Genomic DNA, 19,010 nt, shown 5'->3' with positions numbered 1-19,010 from the left:
CGACGCTTCTGAATAACACAACATTAGTAACTCTCCAGAACGAACCCAAGCTTAAGTCAATCTGCCATTAATTTCCTGGCCATATTTATCTTGTCAGTTCACTATTTCCTTTACGGTGTCCTAACTGTCTGACTAAAGCGATGAGTTCAGTTGTCGATACGTCTTTCTTGCAAAAATCGTCAAAGCTAGTCATTCCGATTGCGCGTGGAGAATTCCCCTCTTCTACGGAGGAGTAAGCGAGTATCTGAGTATGGGGAGATATGGCTTTAATTTGACTAGAAGCACTCCAACCATCCATGATTGGCATCTGTAAATCTAAAACAATCACATCAGGCTGGTAGCGTTTCACCATTTCTATAGCTTCTTGACCGTTACTCGCTAACCCAACAACTTGCATATTCTCTTGACAAGAGAAAGCTAATTGTAGGGTTAAACGAGTCAATTCGTGGTCATCAACTACAAGAACGCGTAAGGCAGAAGACTCACAGGAGAGCATTAACATTCAAGGGAAGAAAAAAATAGTGACAATAATGTTTATAGTTTATGAGAGCGAGTACCGACAATTACTCTATCTTATGGTTGAATCACTACTTTTTTCCCAATTAATTCATCTAGATAAAATGCGGAAAAATTAAACTTTACTAAAAAAATCAAATTTTTCCTAGCTATCAGTGTAAGAAAGACTCTTTTGTGAATCCAGCAAGTTTGGAGTTCCCCCTGTAGAACGCAGTGCCATATTCATAAAACTTATTTGTGAATTAGCTTCTGGACAATCATCACCAGGACGGCGTTGTGTGTAACTACCATCAGCTTGTAATTCCCAGGCTTGGCGATTGTCTGCCAACATAATGCCCAAGATTTCTTGCAAATCTTTAGCAATATCTTGATCTTTAATTGGCGTAATTACTTCTACTCGCCGATCGAGGTTCCGGCGCATCCAGTCAGCACTACCGATATAGATTTCTTCTTGACCATTATTGTAGAAATAATATATGCGGGAGTGTTCTAAAAAGCGACCGACAATGCTGATTATGCGAATATTTTCACTAATGTCTTTGAGTCCTGGACGTAAACAGCAAATCCCTCTAATAATCAGGTCGATTTGCACGCCAGCACGGGAAGCTTCGTACAAGGTGGCGATGATTTGTGGATCAACAAGAGAATTCATTTTGGCAACGATGCGTCCAGAAAACCCTTTTTGTACATTGGCGATTTCGCGCTGAATTAAAGACAAAAAGCGATCGCGCATATTCACAGGTGCAACTAATAATTCTCGATAAGATTTTTGTCGTGAATAACCAGTCAGAAAATTAAACAAATCTGTGATATCAGCGCCTAATTCTTCACGACAACTAAACAATCCTAAATCGGTATATAGTCGTGCAGTTTTTTGATTATAATTTCCAGTACCAATATGTACATAGCGACGCATTCTATCTTTTTCTCGGCGCACTACCATAACGGTTTTGCAATGGGTTTTTAAGCCAACTAACCCATAGACAACGTGAACTCCTACCCTTTCTAAACGCCTTGCCCAATAAATATTATTTTCTTCATCAAACCGGGCTTTTAATTCGACCAATACTGATACTTGTTTACCATTTTCAGCCGCAGCAATTAAGGCGTTAACTATTGGGGAATCACCGGAAGTGCGGTAAAGGGTCATCTTGATAGCTAATACATTCGGGTCATGGGCTGCATGGGTAATAAAACGTACAACTGTTGCCGAGAAAGATTGATAGGGATGGTGGACAAATAAATCCTTTTCCCTAATCACGGCGAAAAAATCTTTGCCTTCTTCCATCTCCAAAACATCTTCATCTATATGCGGTTCGCGCAACCGTTGCAAACGAAGAGGGACAACAGACTGACGGGGTGGATCTTTAAGTTCTGGTAAGGGCAAAGCCATAAAATACATCAAGTCTCGCAGACCCAATAAACCATCTACTTCATAAACATCGCTATCTGTTAAATCTAAATCTTGTAATAACCTTGCCCGAATTGGTTCTGGAGTCTGGGATTGGATTTCGATTCTAACAGGACTACCACCGATGCGGCGTTTGCGTAGTTCTTGTTCAATAGCTAACAGCAAATCATCGGCTTCATCCTCTTCCAGCGCTAAGTCAGCATCACGGGTAATGCGGAAGGGGTGATATTCCTGGATATTCATCCCTGGAAATAAAGCATTTAAATTATGGGCGATCGCCTGTTCTAAAGGTACACCTGTCCAGTTGGCTGGTTGTCCATTTTCTTGAATGCCTAATTCTGGTGGTAAAGGCAAAAATCTTGGTAGTACATTAGGAACTTTAACTCTGGCAAAAAATTCTTCCTCAGTATCTGGGTTTTTGACGACAACTGCCAAATTTAAACTGAGATTGGAAATGTAAGGGAAAGGGTGGCTAGGGTCAACAGCCAAAGGAGTCAAAACCGGAAAGATTTGTTCTTCAAAATAATTATCTAAATAAGTCCGCTGTTTCTGATTTAAGTTGATGTAATCAACTAGATGAATGCGGTGCTTCGCCAATAGTGGACGCAGGACTTGTTCAAAATGTTGATGCTGTTGGGCTACTTGCGGGCTAAGATTTAAGCGAATATCGTCTAGTTGTTGTTGCGGGGTACGGCCATCAGGAGTTAACTGAGTAACTTTTGCTTCTACTTGCTGCTTTAAAGCGGCAATCCGCACCATAAAAAATTCATCTAAATTAGAACTGAAGATTGCTAAAAACTTCAGCCTTTCTAACAGTGGTGTGCGTGAGTCGCAGGCTTCGTGCAATACTCGATGATTAAATTCTAGCCAGCTTAACTCTCGGTTGAGATAGTATTGTGGATCGTTGAGATTGATGGGATTGGGGCTTTTTTTAGATTTCGGCATGAGGATCTGCGGGTAGCCAGAAGTAGCCCACAGGAGTGGAGAACAATAAACATAGTAGTGGAAATCAGTTAGAGACGAGAAGCAGCTTTTTTACAAAAGTCAGACAAGTTGAGATTGACCTGATGAGAGTGAAGCAAAAAACTTTATTTTTCCTTAATTTCTTTAGCTGCTGTCGAAATTGGTAATTGCAGATTTTGGTCGTAGACAAACTCGTTGCGGATAGTGACATCGCGTTTAGGGAGAGTATCGCTACTAGCGATCGCATCTTGTGGCGGAACGCGTAATGTATAATTGCCAACAGGAACACCATCTACACGATACAGACCAAATTCGTCAGTCATCGCCGATAAAACTTCTGTACCAGCAATATTGACTAGTTCTACCCGCACATCAGACAAAGGCTGGCCTGCAACATCGGTAATTCGACCAGCTAAACCATATTCTAATCTGGCGGCAAAATCTACATTGGTAACACCTGCCATCCCCACCTCAGCCACTCTGCCTGTTTTTGGTAAGGTAAGTTCTACAGGTAATTGATCTGGGTCAACTTCTACTCGATAAACACCCTCTGGTAAACCACCAACAAAGAAGTTACCGCTAGAGTCTGTTGTTGCACCACCAACAGGCTTGTTGTGGTTATTGATTACCCTGACACTAGCCCCTTGTAAGTCATAACCTTTGTTTTCACCTTGGACAGCAATACGTCCAGCGATCGCACCCCGTTCCTTACTCAAAGAGTTAAAGCTACTCGGAATAGCCCTACCACCAGCAAAGGATAAGTCTGATACTAATGATACGGTCAGGCGATCGTCATTAAATCCGCCAAAAGCATTTCTTCTCCCAGCAAAGGGAATACCTTGATATTCAACTCTGGCAAATAATCCTGGTAGTACTTGCATACTAGCACCAACAATCGGGCCAAAATTCCCCTCACGGTAAGCCAGTCCCATTCGCCAACTCAGTTGTCTAATATTTGGAGGATTATAGTTTAATGCTGCTGTATAGCGAGTAGCATAACTACCACCAAAATCAGTACCTAAAGAAACTTGATAGTTGCGATTAAAGTCATAAATTAGACCGGTAGTGTATCTATCACCAAAAGTATTAAAAGATAGTCGTGCCGCACGATTTACTTGATAATAAGCATTGAATAAATACTGCCCATTAATATCAGGCCTACCGTTTAAAGATAAACGACCAAAAGGTCTTAAAGAGAAAGTAGGCGATATATATTCATTTGTATCACTACCGCTTTTACGACTACGTGCTAGAAACCCTAACTGAAAATTATTATTAAATCGATAACTTACTTCGGCACTATGGTTAAAGAACTCACCAGAGTTTTTCCCATTCCGATATCCATTAGGATAAGATTGGGAGTTAGCTGTAATATCTAATTTTCCTAATTGAATATCTAAATCTGTATTGTAAGCTAATTTACCAAACGAATTACCTACACTAGCAGATAAAACAACAGGATTAGCTACTCGCCAAATTAATCCAGCTTGGCTCTGTAATGTGTTAGGAATAGCTTGTAAAGAACCTTCAAAAGTTAAATTGTTAGAAAGACCTTGACGAACTTGATAAAAACCTGCAAATTGACCAGCCTCAGTACCATTATTATTATCAAACAAAGAATTCTGTACTAAATTTCCAGTTAAACCTACACCAGCTAATTGAACATTCCCACCTGCTGGCAGTAATAAATCAGAAGAATTAATTCTTACAGAACGAATCTCACTAGGAACGTTCAGATTATTCCGATCAAAAACTAAAACTTCAATCTGGTTATTTTGCCCAACTGGTAAATTAACATCAACAAATTCGTATCTACCATCAAATCCAACCTGCTGCTGTGCTACAACAACTCCAGAAACTCTAAGTTGCACAAAACTAGCGGCTGGAACTACACCTTGGAAAGTTTGTAAAGGTCTAGAACGTCTAGGTAATAACTCATTGGCACTGTTAGTTTGATTAAAGCGATTAGTTGGTATATTGGTATAACCGAATTGCGCTCCTGTCAAATTCAGACTATTGACTAATGGGTTAATACCAATTTGTTGCCGACCGACTTGATAAAGAAATCCACCATTGCGTTTATAGTAAAAATATTCAGATAAATCAGGAGAGTTTTCAAAATTATTATTGACCCGTACCCGCCATAAACCACCTGCTAATCTGCCACCCAGTAGTGTAGTACTGCGTAAGTTTACATCCCCAGCATTACTAACAATATTTAACTCTTGCCTTAAATTAGAAAATCCGTTGAGTGGGGCAAATACATCTGGTTGTAAGTTGACTGCTTCACTTGTATATGCTGTACCATCACCACGCCAAGGTAAATCAATAATTAAAGCTAGATCCAAAGAGTTAAATTCAATATTTGAAGACAGTTTATCTCTAATAAAGGCATCACTAATATAGTTAACACCTTTGAAGTTTTGAATGTCATCTTCAGCCAGATTAATTGCGCCTAAAGGCGTGTTTAAATATGTATTATTATCTTTTGTCTCAACTGTAATACCAGCAAGTTTAGCAAAATCATCCAAAGGCAACAGTAAAGTATTTCCTTGACGGATAACATCTAAGTTACCTACTTCTCTCCTGTTAATGATTACCCCAAGCAATAAATTTTCTAAATTTGAGCTTGCTGTTTGAGTGAAAGTTATGCGTGAGTTATCATCTACATTTAATATATTCGTGCTGACATCTACCCCTTGTTTCTTCGGCTGTACTTCAGCCGGGTTAGTATTGAGAGGTTTTTGAATTGATTCTGCTGATGAATTTGGCGCAGGAGTGGGGTTAGTTGCAGTTTTTTGTGGAACCTGTGGATGAGATGGTTGTTTTGTTAAAAACGCTGATAAATCTTCCGATTTTTTTGATGTTTGGGTGGTACTTGGAACTTCCGCAGGTACATTGGCAACTTTATATTGAACTGATGAATGAGGGGGTTGTTTGGTTAAGAAACTAGCTAAATCATGAGAATTTATCGAAGTTTCAGTAATTGCTTCAGTAGATGCAGTTGTACTAACATCAGGAAACTGTGACTGAGATGCTTGTTTACCTAAAAAAGTGCCAAAATCATCAGTACTCTCAGAAGCATCTTTGGTAGTTACTTCTGAGAGTGCTGTAACTGTTTGTGACCTTTGTTTAGTGACAAAAGTTGCTAAATCTTCTGGTGCTTTAGCCGCAATTGTAGTTGACGCAGAGGCTGTTGTAGTTTGACCTTGTTGTGGTTGTTTGGTCAAAGAACTAGTTAATTCTTCCGATTTTTTGGCAGCATCAGCAGTGCTGGCAACTTCAACTTTAGTATTTAGTGCCTGTGGTTGAGGTGGTTGTTTTAATTTTGTGGAGTCAGTCTCACTAGTAGCGACTTTAGCAGGTGGGGTGGTTCTTGTACGCTGAACTGATGCTTTTGGTTTGGTCTTTTTGTTGGGAGTTGTAGCCGCAACTTGAGTAGGTGCTTGAACTTTGCGTTGAGCAGAAGGTTGTAGTGTTTTTTTTGTTGTGGATGCTGAGTTATTAGTAGCTACAGCAGCAATTTCAGTAGGTGCTTTGACTTTCTGTTGAACTGAAGGTTGTGACGGTTGTTTTGTTAATGACGCTGCTGAGTTATCTGGTGTTGTTATAGCAACTTGAGCAGGTGCTTTGACTGGTTCACATTTCACCAGTTGTTTAGTCAATAAATCAGGAGATTCTTCTAATTGTCCTGAAATTGCATTAGTTGAAGCTACTTGTGCAGATATTGTAGCTGTTTTGCATTGATCTAGTTCTTTAGTTGACTTGTCTGGTATTTCGGGAATTCCACTAGTAAAGGAAATATCAGAGAGTACTGTACCTGACTTCTTCTGTGGAACTGATGCTTTATCAGAATTGTCCTCATCTGACTTGTCTGATATGTCGGGAATTCCAGTTGTAAAGGAAACATCAGCAAGTATTGTATCTGACTTCTTCTGTAATACTGGCGCTTCACCAGAATTACTCTCAGCAGAGGATTCCCATTCTTCTAAGCCATTGGTGGAAAACTCCGCTTCTGGTGTGGTTTCTGGCGGGATGGGGGTCGCTACTGTATGCCGTGCAGTTTTGTAGGCTGGGTTAGCATTATTTTTATCCGGCGCTGTAATAGGAGTATCTTGCGCGGGTAGAGTAGTAACTTCTGCTGGTGGTAAAGGTGGTGAAGCTTGGTAGATCATACTTGTATACAAATGCTGGTATGACAGCCTAAAAAAGTTCTAGGCTGGAAATTAATTGCAGAGACAGACAAGGTAAATAACTTAAAAAATTAGAGAATTTCGGTTGAGAACTGGCAAAATCTATATGATGTGAGGAGAGATTAGAAGATTACCAGAAGTGAGAAAACTGATGTTTAAAAGCTGTTTTATTTACTTCTGGATGTAACTGTAAAAGTAATGCCTTTATCAATTGCACCGCCATTCAAATCACCATTAACATCTAAAACATATTGACCAGGAGGCAGTTTTTTACTGATATTAAGGATTAATTGACGACGAGTACCAGGTAACACAGGCGTTGAAGGTAACATTCCAGCATCTAACACACCATCTGGTTTCTTATTTTTTTGTGCTTGCAGGTTAGCTATTTGCTTAGTAGCACTCGCACCAGGATATTTGTTAGCAGACCAGATTGCATATTGACCATTCATTCGCACATAAGCATTACCTTGGCTAGAAATGTCAAATGCAGCTTTGAGGTTATTGGCTTTACTATCAACCGAAATGGAATTGAGAACACCTACTTTCTTTATACTGCCAACATAAGCATAGACAGCAACACCAAAACGTCCCAAAACTCTAACTCCAGACCTGGGTTTTTTATCTTGGTCAGAATTGACTTCTTCAACAAAAATTAAAGCGCGGTGTTCTCCAGCTGGAGGTTTGACACGAGGACGAACTGAAAAACGCACGGTTTGGGTTTTACCAGGAGGAAGGGTAAAGGTTACAGGGTTGACGGTAATCCAGTTATCTAGAGATTGCTCACTTGATTTTACAGGTTGAATTTCATTTTTTTCGTCAATTGTCCAACCTTGGATATAAACCCTAAATGTTGCGGGTTGATTATCAACGTTAACGACACGAAAAACCTGAGTTTTGGCTTTTTTATCATCAAGTTTTAATTCAAATCTCGGTGGACTAACCCCTATTGAGATTGCAGAAGTATGGGGACAATTTAATGCTAATGTGCTTAGTGTTAATAGCGCAGTAGCTCCAATTTTATAAATGCTGTTAACTAATTTTTGCTGCTGATTCATTGGTTGATTGAGTGAAGATTTAAATCCCGGTAAAAGTGATAGTTAATGTGCCTGAATAAACACCGGGAATTTTGATATCGGAAAAGTCTAAGTTAAAGATAGCTCCTCCCTGTAGAATTCTCTTGGCAGAATTGGGATCTATAGTTGGGTTAATAGGAGTAATAGAAACTTTGATTTGTTCACTAATACCTCCTTTACTCAGACTATTAGTAGTTCCCTGATCTGAATTCAAACCATAACTAACAGATATTTGATTTTCATCTTGATTCGCATCAAGTTCTAGTCTCCAAATGTTTGAGACTGTACGATTCACTGTTGTAGTCAGTGAAGGTGCGGTTAAGGATGGACTAATTGATGATTTGCTGATTATGCCATCGTTGACTTGATTAGAACCTGCCGAAAAAATATCAGTGACTTCAATTTTGTCTAGAGTTAGGGTATTACCAGGTAAACCTAATTGCCCAAAAGTTTTGGGTTGAGCCAACAGAAATACAGACAAAAATGTACTGAGAAATAATAGTCGGTTCATCAGATGCTTACCCAAACTAATTCAGAAAATGACCTTGAGATAATAAGTTTCGGGAAGAGCAATTAAATTAATATGGTAATTTTGCTCTCAGCCATAACTGTTTATTTTTGGCTTTTGTTGAGAAACAACTCAAGGTCAAAATATATGATGTCTAAATACCCGTAGCTGTGATGGTCAAATATTCATTAGGATTAGAGTAAGTACCAGCTGATGAGGCGTTTGCGAAGTTAAATGTAAATGCTACAGATCCTTCAATGGGAGTTGCGTTCGTTACATCAAGCCCTGGTGCTGTCGCAGTTCCACCAAGTGCGCTGATTGTCACACCTACATTAGAGCTAGAGGCCGTATCACCACCAAGATAAAGCGTTCCAGTGGTGCCACCGTTAAATTCAACAGAGTGCTGAATCTGACCGTTACCACCAGTACTAGTACCCCAAATTCTATAAATTAAAATATCTCCTGTTGTGATATCTCCTGTAGTGGGAGTTAAAGTACCGTTAGGGGCAGGAAGTGTAGTAATAGTACCGTCTGAAGAAAAGAATCCATCAGTATCATTCACAGGTGCGGCAGATCCGAGATACTCTGCGCTAGTAGGTCTAAAAGTCAGGCTTTTGTAAGTTTGGATGTAAATAACTTCTGGAACTTCAACTTGGAGTGGAACATCAACAGAAACGGCTCTAGCAGGCGCAGATAATAAAGTATTCGCCAGAGAAACTGCGCCTAGAGTAAATGCTGCTAAAAAGAAGTTCTTTTTCATGGGGGCTAAATAATTACTCTTTAGAAAAAGATGACAAAATCAATGTAGCCGTTGTAGCAAAAATAGCACCTCAGAGAATTTACCAAAGTCTACGCATTTTACATATATTTCCCTTGTAGATAATTCTCTATAAAGCTACTGTAAAAATAGAAATTATTTATGCTAATTTCTGCCTAAGTATATCGATATAAACTTAATTAATATATCTTTGTCGACGGTGAAATTACTATTGTTAAGTCGGGTTATCTAGCCTTAGATCAAGCAGTTTATGAGTTAAAATTAGGAGAAAGATGTAAAGTTTTTATTAAATCAACTTCTAAATTGATAATGTAGACTCAATTTAATTGGCTCTTATGGAACTTTTTAGCCATAAAGTCTAGTAATCTACGATATTTTTAGCTATTAGTTAATGTTCTCAATAAATCTACTTAAGTAGATTTTGGTTGCAAGTATGTTTCAAGCTACTCGTCGTCGGCTGGCTATTTGGTACACTGCCGTAACAGCGGTGTTATTATTACTGTTTGCCAGTGGTGTTTATTTATATGTCCGTAGTACGTTGGTGGAGCGAATTGACGATACTTTAAATCATGTGGTGGAAATTGTAGAGCGATCGCTTGTGATTGAGCCAGTAAATAATGAAACTAATAAACACCGCATCAATGTAGAAGCCAGCTTTCGCAACAATGCCAATAATGTAGAGGATGACCACATTGACTTGGAATGGTTTAGTCCTACAGGAAAATTACTTTGGTCGACTTTATCAGAACCTCTCAATATCCCTATTCACGGTAATCATACTGGTGAAACAGTCCGTGTACCTAAACAAGACCAATGGGGAGACTCAGAACTATCGTTGCGTCAAGTAACCCAGCGCGTGGAATTTGGCCGACAAGTCTTAGGATATCTGCGTGTAAGTCATCCTTGGTTTGAAGTTACTAAACCCAGCCGCCAGCTAATTTTGGATTTAGCACTGGGGATTTGGTTAATGTTAGTATCTGTAGCTGCAAGTGGCTGGTTTCTTTCTGGGAAAGCAATGGAACCAGTAGGTGATTCTTATCAAAGACTCAAGCAATTCACCGCTGATGCTTCCCATGAACTGAGAAGTCCCATTACTTTAATTCAAACTAATGTGCAAGTCGCCCTGAGTGAATTAGAGTTAGTAGAAACAGAAGTGAGTACTTCTACCAACTATCGTCAGCAGTTAAAGGTAGTGGAACGACTGACACAACGCTTAGGTAAGTTGGTTAATGATTTATTATTTTTAGCACGACAAGATAGCGGTATCAGTAAAGATACATTCTCTCCTTGTCCTTTAGATGCCTTGTTGATGGAAGTTATCGAAGAACAGCAACTTCTAGCCAGTGAAAAAGGCATTGCTTTGAATTTAAACTTAGTTGATCCTCCTGTTGCTGACACTAGCCCCGAATTATTAGAAAATTGGTTCACACTAGCAGGTAATTGGGATCAACTCGTCAGACTATTGACAAACTTAATTAGTAATGCTTTACAGCATACTCCGGCTGGTGGCAAGGTAAACGTAGAGTTGGCACGCCAAGAAGGAATCAGCCGCGTTTCCAGAATGCGCGTTAGTACTGCTCAGTTACAAATTAAAGTAAGTGATAACGGAGTTGGTATTCCTACAGAAGCATTGCCACGTTTATTTGACCGCTTTTACCGGGTAGATCCTGCACGTACGCATAAAAAAAGTGGAAGTACAGCGACTGACAGTGCTACAGGTTCAGGATTAGGACTAGCGATCGCTCAAGCTATTGTTGAACATCACCAAGGTCAAATTCAAGTTGAAAGTACCATCGGAAAAGGTACAACTTTCATTGTCACTCTACCTATAACTCTAGAGTCTTAAATTTTAATCTATTGTTTACTGTAATATTAATAAATTTTTATACAAAAAGCCTGTTTGAGATAATCATCCACAAACAGACTAGACTTTTTTTGGCTTTTAATTAAGCTTGTTCCCAAAGCTCACGGATACGATCGGGGAGCCAGCCAGCAATTTCCTGAATCCGCTCTTCGGAAAGTTCGTCTTTGGTAGCAGAGAAGACAGCTTTAATTGCCTCATCTCGGTTTACTGTTCCGGGTAGTCCTCCTTCATTGGCAACTCTGGTAAGAAATAGATTGGAATCAATTCCAATTGGAGCCGGCCCTCTCAAAGGTTGACGTACTCGACTTAAGAATCTCACAATTGGATTGGTATCTTTCCAAAGTTCAGCAACTTCCATTTGGAGTGCTTTCTCGTCCGTAGGCACAGCTTCATGATGTAGCTCTGACTCAACGCGATCAATGGCATCTGTCGTCATTAAGTCGCGCATGACGCGAAACACAACTTCGCTAAAGTCTCTTGCGTCATACAAATCTGCAAATCCGGCTTTAACCATAACCTTTTCTAGGAAGGAGCGGTGTTCGTCGGCGATCGCAGTTCGAGAATCTTCAATCTCCGTTGGGTCAACTTCTGGAATGTTTGTTCTAAATGTTTGATCTGGCATTGTTTTTTGTGCTTCTTAATTTTGAGTCTTTATGCTTACTTATGTAAGGTCGCACAAATCAAAAACACTTAGTCTCATCCAGAAGTTCAAGATACTATCTATCCAAAAGTTAGAAATCTCACGAATAATATTCAGAGAGAATTGAAGAAATTGCTAGTTGGCTACCAGATAGGGTTCGCCAACTTTGGGAAGAAGCTTAGATTCTTCAATATAGCTGGCTAAAATTTTTGGGTTATGAATTGTAATTTACTTGCAATTTATAACTCAAGTCTTATTTATAAAATTTTTAATGCAATTGCTAATATCCCACTCTAGAAGTAATTTGATTCTTGATATTTCAACACTTTAGCTAGATATACAAAAACAAGTTAACAATTAAATTTAATGATTGTAAGTCCAAAAAAACCATTAAATCAGACTTATTAATAAGTATCATTTGTATTGAGCTTATATAAAAACAGGGAAGTGAATACATCAAATTTATGTTGATTAGCCTATCAAATCAATATAAATGTTATCGTCACCAACTAATACTAAAAGTGTTGAATTCATTTCTTTATAAAGTTTCCAGACAATTAATTCTCAATTTACTCAGGAGTTAAGAATGAATATGACTTATCAAAAATTACGCAAGTTTACTGAAATATTCGGCGCTGTTTGTGGAGGTTTATTGATTAGTGTACCTACGATTTCTCAAACAGCATTAGCTCAACAACCAACTTCTGTAACACCCCAGCAGTCTACGGTTAAGGTTAACCCTTGCCCTAGTATTTTTTATGAAGAGCCACACAATAGCCGAGTTGTCGTACCACAAGGATGTCCGCCTAATGCACTCACTCAACGACTAGCTAATCAAGGGCTTCTTCCTCGTGCAGGTGCTACGCCTACATCTAGTCCATACCAAACAGGTGTAGGTGGAGAAACACCCCAGGCTGGTGCTACTACACTTAATCCTTGCCCACGAGTTTTCTACGAAGAACCCTTCAACAGTAGAAATCTCGTACCACAAGGGTGTCCACCTAACGCTTTCTCACAAGGACAGCAACCGCAAGGGAACATTTCTAATCAAGGTGTACCTGTAACTCCGCAAAGTTCTACCAGTGGAACTATGACACCTCAAACTACCGTACCATCTCAAGGGGAAACATCTAGTCAAGGTGTACCTGTAAATCCGCCGGTTTCTACAGGTGGAACGACCACAAATCAAACCCCTTCAGCATCTCAACAACAAATGCCTAGTGCAACGATCGCTCTTGCTAATGGTAAAGTTGATGTGAATTTGATTAACGCTACTGGTGCTAGAGTAACTTACCAAGTTATTGGCGATACAGAAGCGCGATCGCTAGAAGGTAAGTCAAATGTGATGTTACAAGGTATCAGCGTCCCAGTTACTGTCACATTCCAACGCGAAGACGGCGGACTATTGTTAGTCACACCCCAAGCTTCTGCTGAACAATCAGGAATGTTAGAAGTAACTTTGAATGAAGCTACTGACTTAGCTCAAGATACTAAAGCTATGCGAATTCAACAAAACGGTTCAGTGTTCTTGAATTAGTTTGAATTGGGAGTAGGAAAAAAATCTTCAGGATATATAAACTCTGATATTGAGTATTTTCCTACTCCCCACTCCTACAAATTAGTACCTTCTGGAGTTGATGACTGAGGTAACAAAGGTTCAGGTTGAGGTACTGGTTGAGGACTCAACAATTGCTGCCAATTTCTGATTTGTTCTTGTGCTGTGTTGTAAGCAGTTGTACCTCTAGGAATCAACTGAGCAGTTTCAATGGCTTTGCTGAGATTAGAACTACTTTGAGAGCGAGCAATGTCTAGTAACTGTTGACTCCATTGGTCAATAGCGACATTTGCATCTAAGCGGAGGATATTACTACTTGGTACTTTATTGGCTAAACGAATTGCCTCAACTAACGCATCTGGTGTACCCACAACTGCAACTTCTCTAGCTTTTTTCCAGTTATCTTTAGCGCGAATTTGTCCTCGCCAATCATCGATAGCTGCTTGGGCTTCACCAGACAGCGCTCTTCCAGAAGATGCAATTGTTTGTGCTGCATTAATAGCAGCATTTAAATCTCCAGTTTGAGCTAAATCTCGCGCCTGATCTAAGTATGGCTGGTCTTGGATGCGTTGTACTTTAGCTGTCCAACTGTTAATTCTTTTGCGTGCTTCTGGGTATAATGCCCGACCCCGCCGAATTTGGCTGGCTTCGGAGATAGCGGCTTGCAAAGAGTTGATATCCTCTAGTAATGCTATTTGTTCGGCACGTTCTAAGTAGGGACGGTCTTCAATTGTCTCAACTTGAGCTTGCCAACGGCCTACTTCTTCTCTAGCTTCTGAACCACGCGGATTGTTAGAAGGAATCTGCTGGGCTTGAATGATTGCTGCGGCTAAATCGTTAATTGTACCTTGACCAGCTAATGTGCGTGCTTTTTCCAGGCGGGTGACATCGGCAATTTCCAGTTGCCAACGGTTAATTAACTGTTGTGCTTTGTTATAGTTGGCGCGGGAAGGATCAATTTCTTGTGCTTGGGCGATCGCTGTTTCTAAACTGGAAACTGTACCTAACCAAGCGCTTCTTTGGGCATCTGCTAAAGAAATAAAGTCTTCAATATCCGCTTGTAATTTGGTGATATCAGGAATTTGTCTGGCAATATCTAAGGCTGCATCTGCATCCCGTGCATCCATCTTAGCTTGCGCTAATTCCAACATTTTGCGACCAAATAAAGGAATCGACTCCTGGGCTTTTTGATAGAAATAGCTGTCTTTGCCAATCGATTCGGCAATTTTAATTGCTTCTAATAAGTTATCTACTACTTTGGTTTTTGCTAAACTATCAGCTTTATCTAACTTATCTCCATCTTCCCGCACCGATACAATCAATCGGTTGATTTGATCATACTTAGTACTTGACCAGTATTTGTTATCTACACGCAGTAATTTCGCTGCCAGCAGCGAGGCGGATTGCCAACGTCTTTGCTGCAATTCTTGTTGTACTGCTTGATAAAGTTCATCGGCTTTAGACCAAATAGATTCCCACTTGGCAATTTTCTCGTCAACTAATTTATATGCAGGCAAGTCTTGAGGAATTTTCTGGGCTGTGGCGATCGCTTCTTCTAAATCTCCCGCTTGAAAACTTTGATCGGCTAACTGTAAAATATCCCGCGACCAATCTTCCACAAACCGATCAATTTCTCCCCGCAGAGGATGGTTTTGTGGTAACTGTTTAACTAGGGCGATCGCTTGTAATAAATCATTGACTGTCTGCTTAGAAGCCGCTAACTGAGCGCAATGTAGCCGCACTGATGCACTAGCTAACGGCCAAAAAATAGATGGGCAGTTAGGGGCCGCAGGCAATTTCAGCAGCATTGCCATTGCGATAAACCCTATACTGCCAGGAATTAACGCTAACAATATCGACCATAACAACCAACTTTTCATCCAGCGTCGCAATGGTCTAGAACGTTTGCTGGGCGAACTGGTTTCGGCGGAATGATGATCTTTTATCGGTAATTCTTCCGAGTTATTTTCTGTTTGTTGCTTCACTGACTTAGAGTTAGAACCAGTAGCTGGGATGCCAAATGCTTGAGTTTCACCGATATTTGGTGTTCGGTTTGTGTGATCTGGCTCTCTGGCTCTGGCTGGAGACCAACCTTCTGGAATATCCCGCTCTGTCATCTCTCACACCAAAAATTTATTAAATAGCGATCGGCTCTAGGCCAAACAATTTTGGATTTTGGATTTTAGATTTACCCCACAGATAAATCTGGGGGCTGCTTGTACCATTAAGAAGCTCTATGTCAATAATTCGGTTGTTGCCATAGTAACTTTCTCATTGTTAAAAAGCTACTGTTTATCTGAACTTTCTCCTGGTATACCTTTAACCTTTAGAAAATTCAGTGTTATTTTATACTGTATTCTCAAACAGAAGATTCTGCTTGTAAATCAACAATCAACTGAGCTAATTGATCACTATTTGCCTCATAAACTCTGCCACAAAAATCACAAATAGCCTCAGCGCCATTATCTTTTACAATCATGTCTTGTAATTCTGCTTCCCCTAACATCTTAAGTGCGCCTAGCACTCGATCAAAAGAGCAACCACAATGAAAGCGCAACATCTGGGTTTCAGGAAATATCGACAAACCCATATCGCCTAAAAGATCACCAAAAATTTCTGGTAGTGTTTTACCTGCTTGCAACAATGGGGTAAATCCTGATAAGGCAGCCACCCGTGATTCTAAAGTTGCGACTAAGGCTTCATCTCTGGCGGCTTTTGGTAAAACTTGTACTAATAACCCTCCCGCAGCAGTCACTCCACCGGCACCCACGAATACGCCTAAAACCAAAGCTGAAGGTGTTTGTTCAGAATTTACTAGATAATGCGCCACATCATCACCGATTTCTCCAGACACAAGCTCTACCGTACTGGAGTAGGGATAACCATAACCAATATCTCGAACAACATAGAGGTAGCCACTGCCTACTGCACCGCCGACATCGAGTTTACCTTTAGCATTGGGAGGTAGTTCTACAGATGGGTTGCCTACATAACCCCGGACTGTTCCATCCAAACCTGCATCTACCAATATACCACCCAAAGGGCCATCGCCTTTGACTCGGATATTAATTCTTGAGCCTACACGCTTCATCCCGGAAGCCATTAATAAGCCCGCTGCCATCGTCCTTCCCATTGCTGCCGTCGCCACGTATGAAAGTTGGTGGCGCTGTCGAGCCTCTTCTGTCAAGCGCGTAGTGATGACACCCACTGCACGAATCCCACCCTCGGCTGCTGTTGCGCGAATTAACTGATCCGCCATGAAAAAACCTTACATTTCTTAACAACTTCACTTTTTCTATTCTAAGTTCTCAGCTACCATCCAGGTGAGTGGATGATAAGTAGCGATCGCATTTGCAATACTAGAAATACAATTCATTAAAAAGTCACATAAAAAATGCTAGGTAATTTTCAACAAAGTCAACTGCGGATAGAAATCGCAGCATCAGCCAGCGCCATTGGTGATAGCTTGCTACGTCCTGCACAATTAGAAAAATGGCTCTTAGGGCAACGTTTTAACCCCGGAATGCCAGAAGAAATTTATCCAGGATTCCAGTTTACAAGCTGGACTGGCCCCATCTCCATTCATCATCAAGTAGATGTAGCGCAATCTAATTGTCTACGCTTCCTACTCAGTGGTGGAATTGACGGCTTTCACGAATGGTACTGGGGCGAAGGTTGGGTACAGTCCCGCTTAGAAGGCATTTCGATGTTACCCATAAATTTAGGTCAAACCCTGAGTTTATTAAGCTTACGACAGTTTTTAGCTCAGGCAGAAAAAAGGTAAATAGTGAGATATGATGCGTCAAATTCTAGTAGTTTCAACCACAGCAGCAATCTTATTATCGTTAATGGCTATTTCTTCCGCCAATGCTGATAACCAAGAAGAAATAGATATTAACAGAGTGGTGGAACAGGAATCAGTAGGATAAATAAAACCCAACTACTCATACCCTGATAATTCCAATAAGGATAAAAAAGAGTTTGATAAAGTCAAACAACTATTAAAGCAAATGAAAGTTAAGGACGGTTTGAAATTAAAATCAATCAAACTTGTTTCCTACAGCGATTATATTAATTTAATCAGCGATTCTAATTTTGGCAAAATTGAAAATTACCAAGTACATCCAAACAGACAGATGTTTTTAGTGGAAATACATACAACTAATGGCTATAAACTGCCCAAACGAAGGGAATCAAAAATTTATGGTATCACTAAAAACAATCCCCCACTTGAATTTAAAAAAGCAATACTTTACCAAGTATTTGATGCTGAAACTGGCAATTTATGGAGTACGAATGTAAGAGAAGTGCAAAACCTAGAAGATTATTAACTCGTTTCTGCTAAATTTTCGTAGACTCATAATATAGAGATTGAACATTAAACAGGCTCTATTCATTCATCTGTTTATTATGTAATGCCCTTTAATCTTCAGCAGATAACACTTGCTCAACTGTTAATTTTAATTCGGGCAAGGTTGCCGATAAAATTCTTTCTGCTCCAACAAATTCTGCGGGTTCGTATAATTCATCAATCAATGTGAAAACAGTCACTTTATTGATTAACGGATCAACAATCCAATACTCTGGAATATTTAGAGCATTATACTCAACTCGCTTGGCTCGATAATCTACAGTTTTGGTTGATTCACTGACAACTTCTACTACTAACAATGGAGGTGGTTCATTAATTTCAATCACTGCTTCCCGATTTCTTAATTCTCGCCATTGAGGTAAGGGAATAATCACGACATCAGGAATTCTTGATGTCTCCCATTTACCAGCACGGGGAGAACGCACCCCAATCACCATTTGTTTGGCAGTCCAATCCAAATTTAATCTAATAATTTCATTTTGCAAGCATTGAGTGATAAATCCTATTACTGCCCCGTGTTGCCCACTTCCCAAACTCATGGGAATTAATTCTCCATTGACTAGTTCGTAACGAGTATCAGTGCCATCATTGTATTTTAAATATTCGGCAAAAGTGAGTTTTGGGGTGATAGTAGTCATACTACTTTTACGACCATTGTTAATTTTTATTTGGTTTTACCACTAATACAGAACAATTAGCTTCTTCCACTACTTGACTACTCACAGAACCCTGAACAATTCGCTTCATCCCAGTCAATCCGCGACTACCAATAATAATTAAATCTGCTTTGTAAATATTAGCTAGGCGAATAATTTCATCCGCAGGTTCGCCTGTTACCAACTCTACTGCGCTTTGAATAGATAATTTTTTTTGATAAGCTTGTAGTTGTTTTTCTATTTGGAAATACGACAACGCTGGCGATTCTGGATGAGGACGATCTGCGGGTAGTTCCATATCTGAATCTGGTGTGGGGAAAACATGACAAAGAACAATTTTGGTTTCGGGCGATAATACTAAATCATCCAAAACCTGAATTACACGTTCTGCAATATCCGAACCATCCAGAGCTATCAAAATATTGTTTAGCACTGCCCTCGTCTCCTGAAACGTAGACCCCTAAAACTTCAGTGCTGA

General features: G+C 39.9%; 16 protein-coding genes. 5 read left to right on the top strand and 11 right to left on the bottom strand.

From position 1 onward, the window contains the following. Positions 1-85: 85 nt before the first annotated feature. The 6 genes from IQ244_RS15490 to IQ244_RS15465 form a co-directional block, all read right to left on the bottom strand. Positions 86-502 carry a response regulator gene (locus IQ244_RS15490; RefSeq protein WP_193895548.1) on the bottom strand — a complete coding sequence of 139 codons (417 nt, stop codon included), beginning with the start codon at positions 500-502 and terminating at the stop codon, positions 86-88. 159 nt (positions 503-661) lie between these two features. After that, entirely contained in the window at positions 662-2,872 is a 2,211-nt protein-coding gene (gene ppk1 / locus IQ244_RS15485) for a polyphosphate kinase 1 (RefSeq protein WP_193895546.1), read from the bottom strand. Positions 2,873-3,015: 143 nt separating this feature from the next. After that, positions 3,016-7,065, bottom strand: coding sequence for a carboxypeptidase regulatory-like domain-containing protein (locus IQ244_RS15480; protein ID WP_193895544.1), 4,050 nt, complete (start codon positions 7,063-7,065; stop codon positions 3,016-3,018). A 185-nt stretch (positions 7,066-7,250) separates the two neighbouring features. Further along, complete coding sequence (locus IQ244_RS15475; RefSeq protein WP_193895542.1) at positions 7,251-8,141, bottom strand: molecular chaperone; 891 nt, start codon at positions 8,139-8,141, stop codon at positions 7,251-7,253. Between the two features lie 19 nt (positions 8,142-8,160). Next, positions 8,161-8,670 (bottom strand): hypothetical protein, encoded by a 510-nt coding sequence (locus IQ244_RS15470; protein ID WP_193895540.1) that lies wholly within the window; start codon positions 8,668-8,670, stop codon positions 8,161-8,163. A 151-nt stretch (positions 8,671-8,821) separates the two neighbouring features. After that, positions 8,822-9,427, bottom strand: coding sequence for a hypothetical protein (locus IQ244_RS15465; protein ID WP_193895538.1), 606 nt, complete (start codon positions 9,425-9,427; stop codon positions 8,822-8,824). Between the two features lie 451 nt (positions 9,428-9,878). Here IQ244_RS15465 and IQ244_RS15460 point away from each other — a divergent pair, with 451 nt between their 5' ends. Continuing rightward, positions 9,879-11,291 carry a sensor histidine kinase gene (locus tag IQ244_RS15460; RefSeq protein WP_193895536.1) on the top strand — a complete coding sequence of 471 codons (1,413 nt, stop codon included), beginning with the start codon at positions 9,879-9,881 and terminating at the stop codon, positions 11,289-11,291. Positions 11,292-11,391: 100 nt separating this feature from the next. Here IQ244_RS15460 and IQ244_RS15455 read toward each other — a convergent pair whose 3' ends face one another. Then, positions 11,392-11,931 carry a DUF2267 domain-containing protein gene (locus tag IQ244_RS15455; RefSeq protein ID WP_193895534.1) on the bottom strand — a complete coding sequence of 180 codons (540 nt, stop codon included), beginning with the start codon at positions 11,929-11,931 and terminating at the stop codon, positions 11,392-11,394. 610 nt (positions 11,932-12,541) lie between these two features. On the opposite strand from IQ244_RS15455, the gene IQ244_RS15450 reads away from it, so the two are divergent. Then, positions 12,542-13,486 (top strand): hypothetical protein, encoded by a 945-nt coding sequence (locus IQ244_RS15450; protein WP_322746070.1) that lies wholly within the window; start codon positions 12,542-12,544, stop codon positions 13,484-13,486. 74 nt (positions 13,487-13,560) lie between these two features. Here the strand turns inward: IQ244_RS15450 and IQ244_RS15445 are convergent, their stop codons facing one another. Both IQ244_RS15445 and hslO read right to left on the bottom strand, forming a co-directional pair. Further along, entirely contained in the window at positions 13,561-15,621 is a 2,061-nt protein-coding gene (locus IQ244_RS15445; RefSeq protein ID WP_193895530.1) for a chromosome segregation ATPase, read from the bottom strand. A 242-nt stretch (positions 15,622-15,863) separates the two neighbouring features. Then, positions 15,864-16,763, bottom strand: a complete 900-nt coding sequence (hslO, locus tag IQ244_RS15440; RefSeq protein WP_193895528.1) for an Hsp33 family molecular chaperone HslO — start codon at positions 16,761-16,763, stop codon at positions 15,864-15,866. 135 nt (positions 16,764-16,898) lie between these two features. On the opposite strand from hslO, the gene IQ244_RS15435 reads away from it, so the two are divergent. The 3 genes from IQ244_RS15435 to IQ244_RS15430 all read left to right on the top strand — a co-directional run bounded on the left by IQ244_RS15435 (position 16,899) and on the right by IQ244_RS15430 (position 17,835). Next, the gene (locus IQ244_RS15435) at positions 16,899-17,288 is read left to right on the top strand and encodes a hypothetical protein (RefSeq protein ID WP_193895526.1); all 390 of its coding nucleotides are present in this window, start codon (positions 16,899-16,901) and stop codon (positions 17,286-17,288) included. A gap of 10 nt (positions 17,289-17,298) precedes the next feature. Then, positions 17,299-17,433 carry a hypothetical protein gene (locus IQ244_RS33000; protein WP_265578936.1) on the top strand — a complete coding sequence of 45 codons (135 nt, stop codon included), beginning with the start codon at positions 17,299-17,301 and terminating at the stop codon, positions 17,431-17,433. A gap of 81 nt (positions 17,434-17,514) precedes the next feature. Continuing rightward, positions 17,515-17,835 (top strand): hypothetical protein, encoded by a 321-nt coding sequence (locus tag IQ244_RS15430; protein ID WP_193895524.1) that lies wholly within the window; start codon positions 17,515-17,517, stop codon positions 17,833-17,835. A gap of 91 nt (positions 17,836-17,926) precedes the next feature. Here IQ244_RS15430 and IQ244_RS15425 read toward each other — a convergent pair whose 3' ends face one another. Both IQ244_RS15425 and IQ244_RS15420 read right to left on the bottom strand, forming a co-directional pair. Continuing rightward, positions 17,927-18,514: a Uma2 family endonuclease gene (locus IQ244_RS15425; RefSeq protein ID WP_193895522.1), complete on the bottom strand. Its 588-nt coding sequence runs from the start codon at positions 18,512-18,514 to the stop codon at positions 17,927-17,929. A gap of 19 nt (positions 18,515-18,533) precedes the next feature. After that, positions 18,534-18,965, bottom strand: coding sequence for a universal stress protein (locus IQ244_RS15420; protein ID WP_193895520.1), 432 nt, complete (start codon positions 18,963-18,965; stop codon positions 18,534-18,536). Between the last annotated feature and the right edge of the window lie 45 nt (positions 18,966-19,010).

It is taken from the genome of Nostoc sp. LEGE 06077 (genome assembly GCF_015207705.1).
Taxonomy (GTDB): domain Bacteria; phylum Cyanobacteriota; class Cyanobacteriia; order Cyanobacteriales; family Nostocaceae; genus Nostoc_B.
The sequence above is the reverse complement of the archived record's forward strand: the minus strand, read 5'-3'. Positions and strand labels throughout refer to the sequence as shown.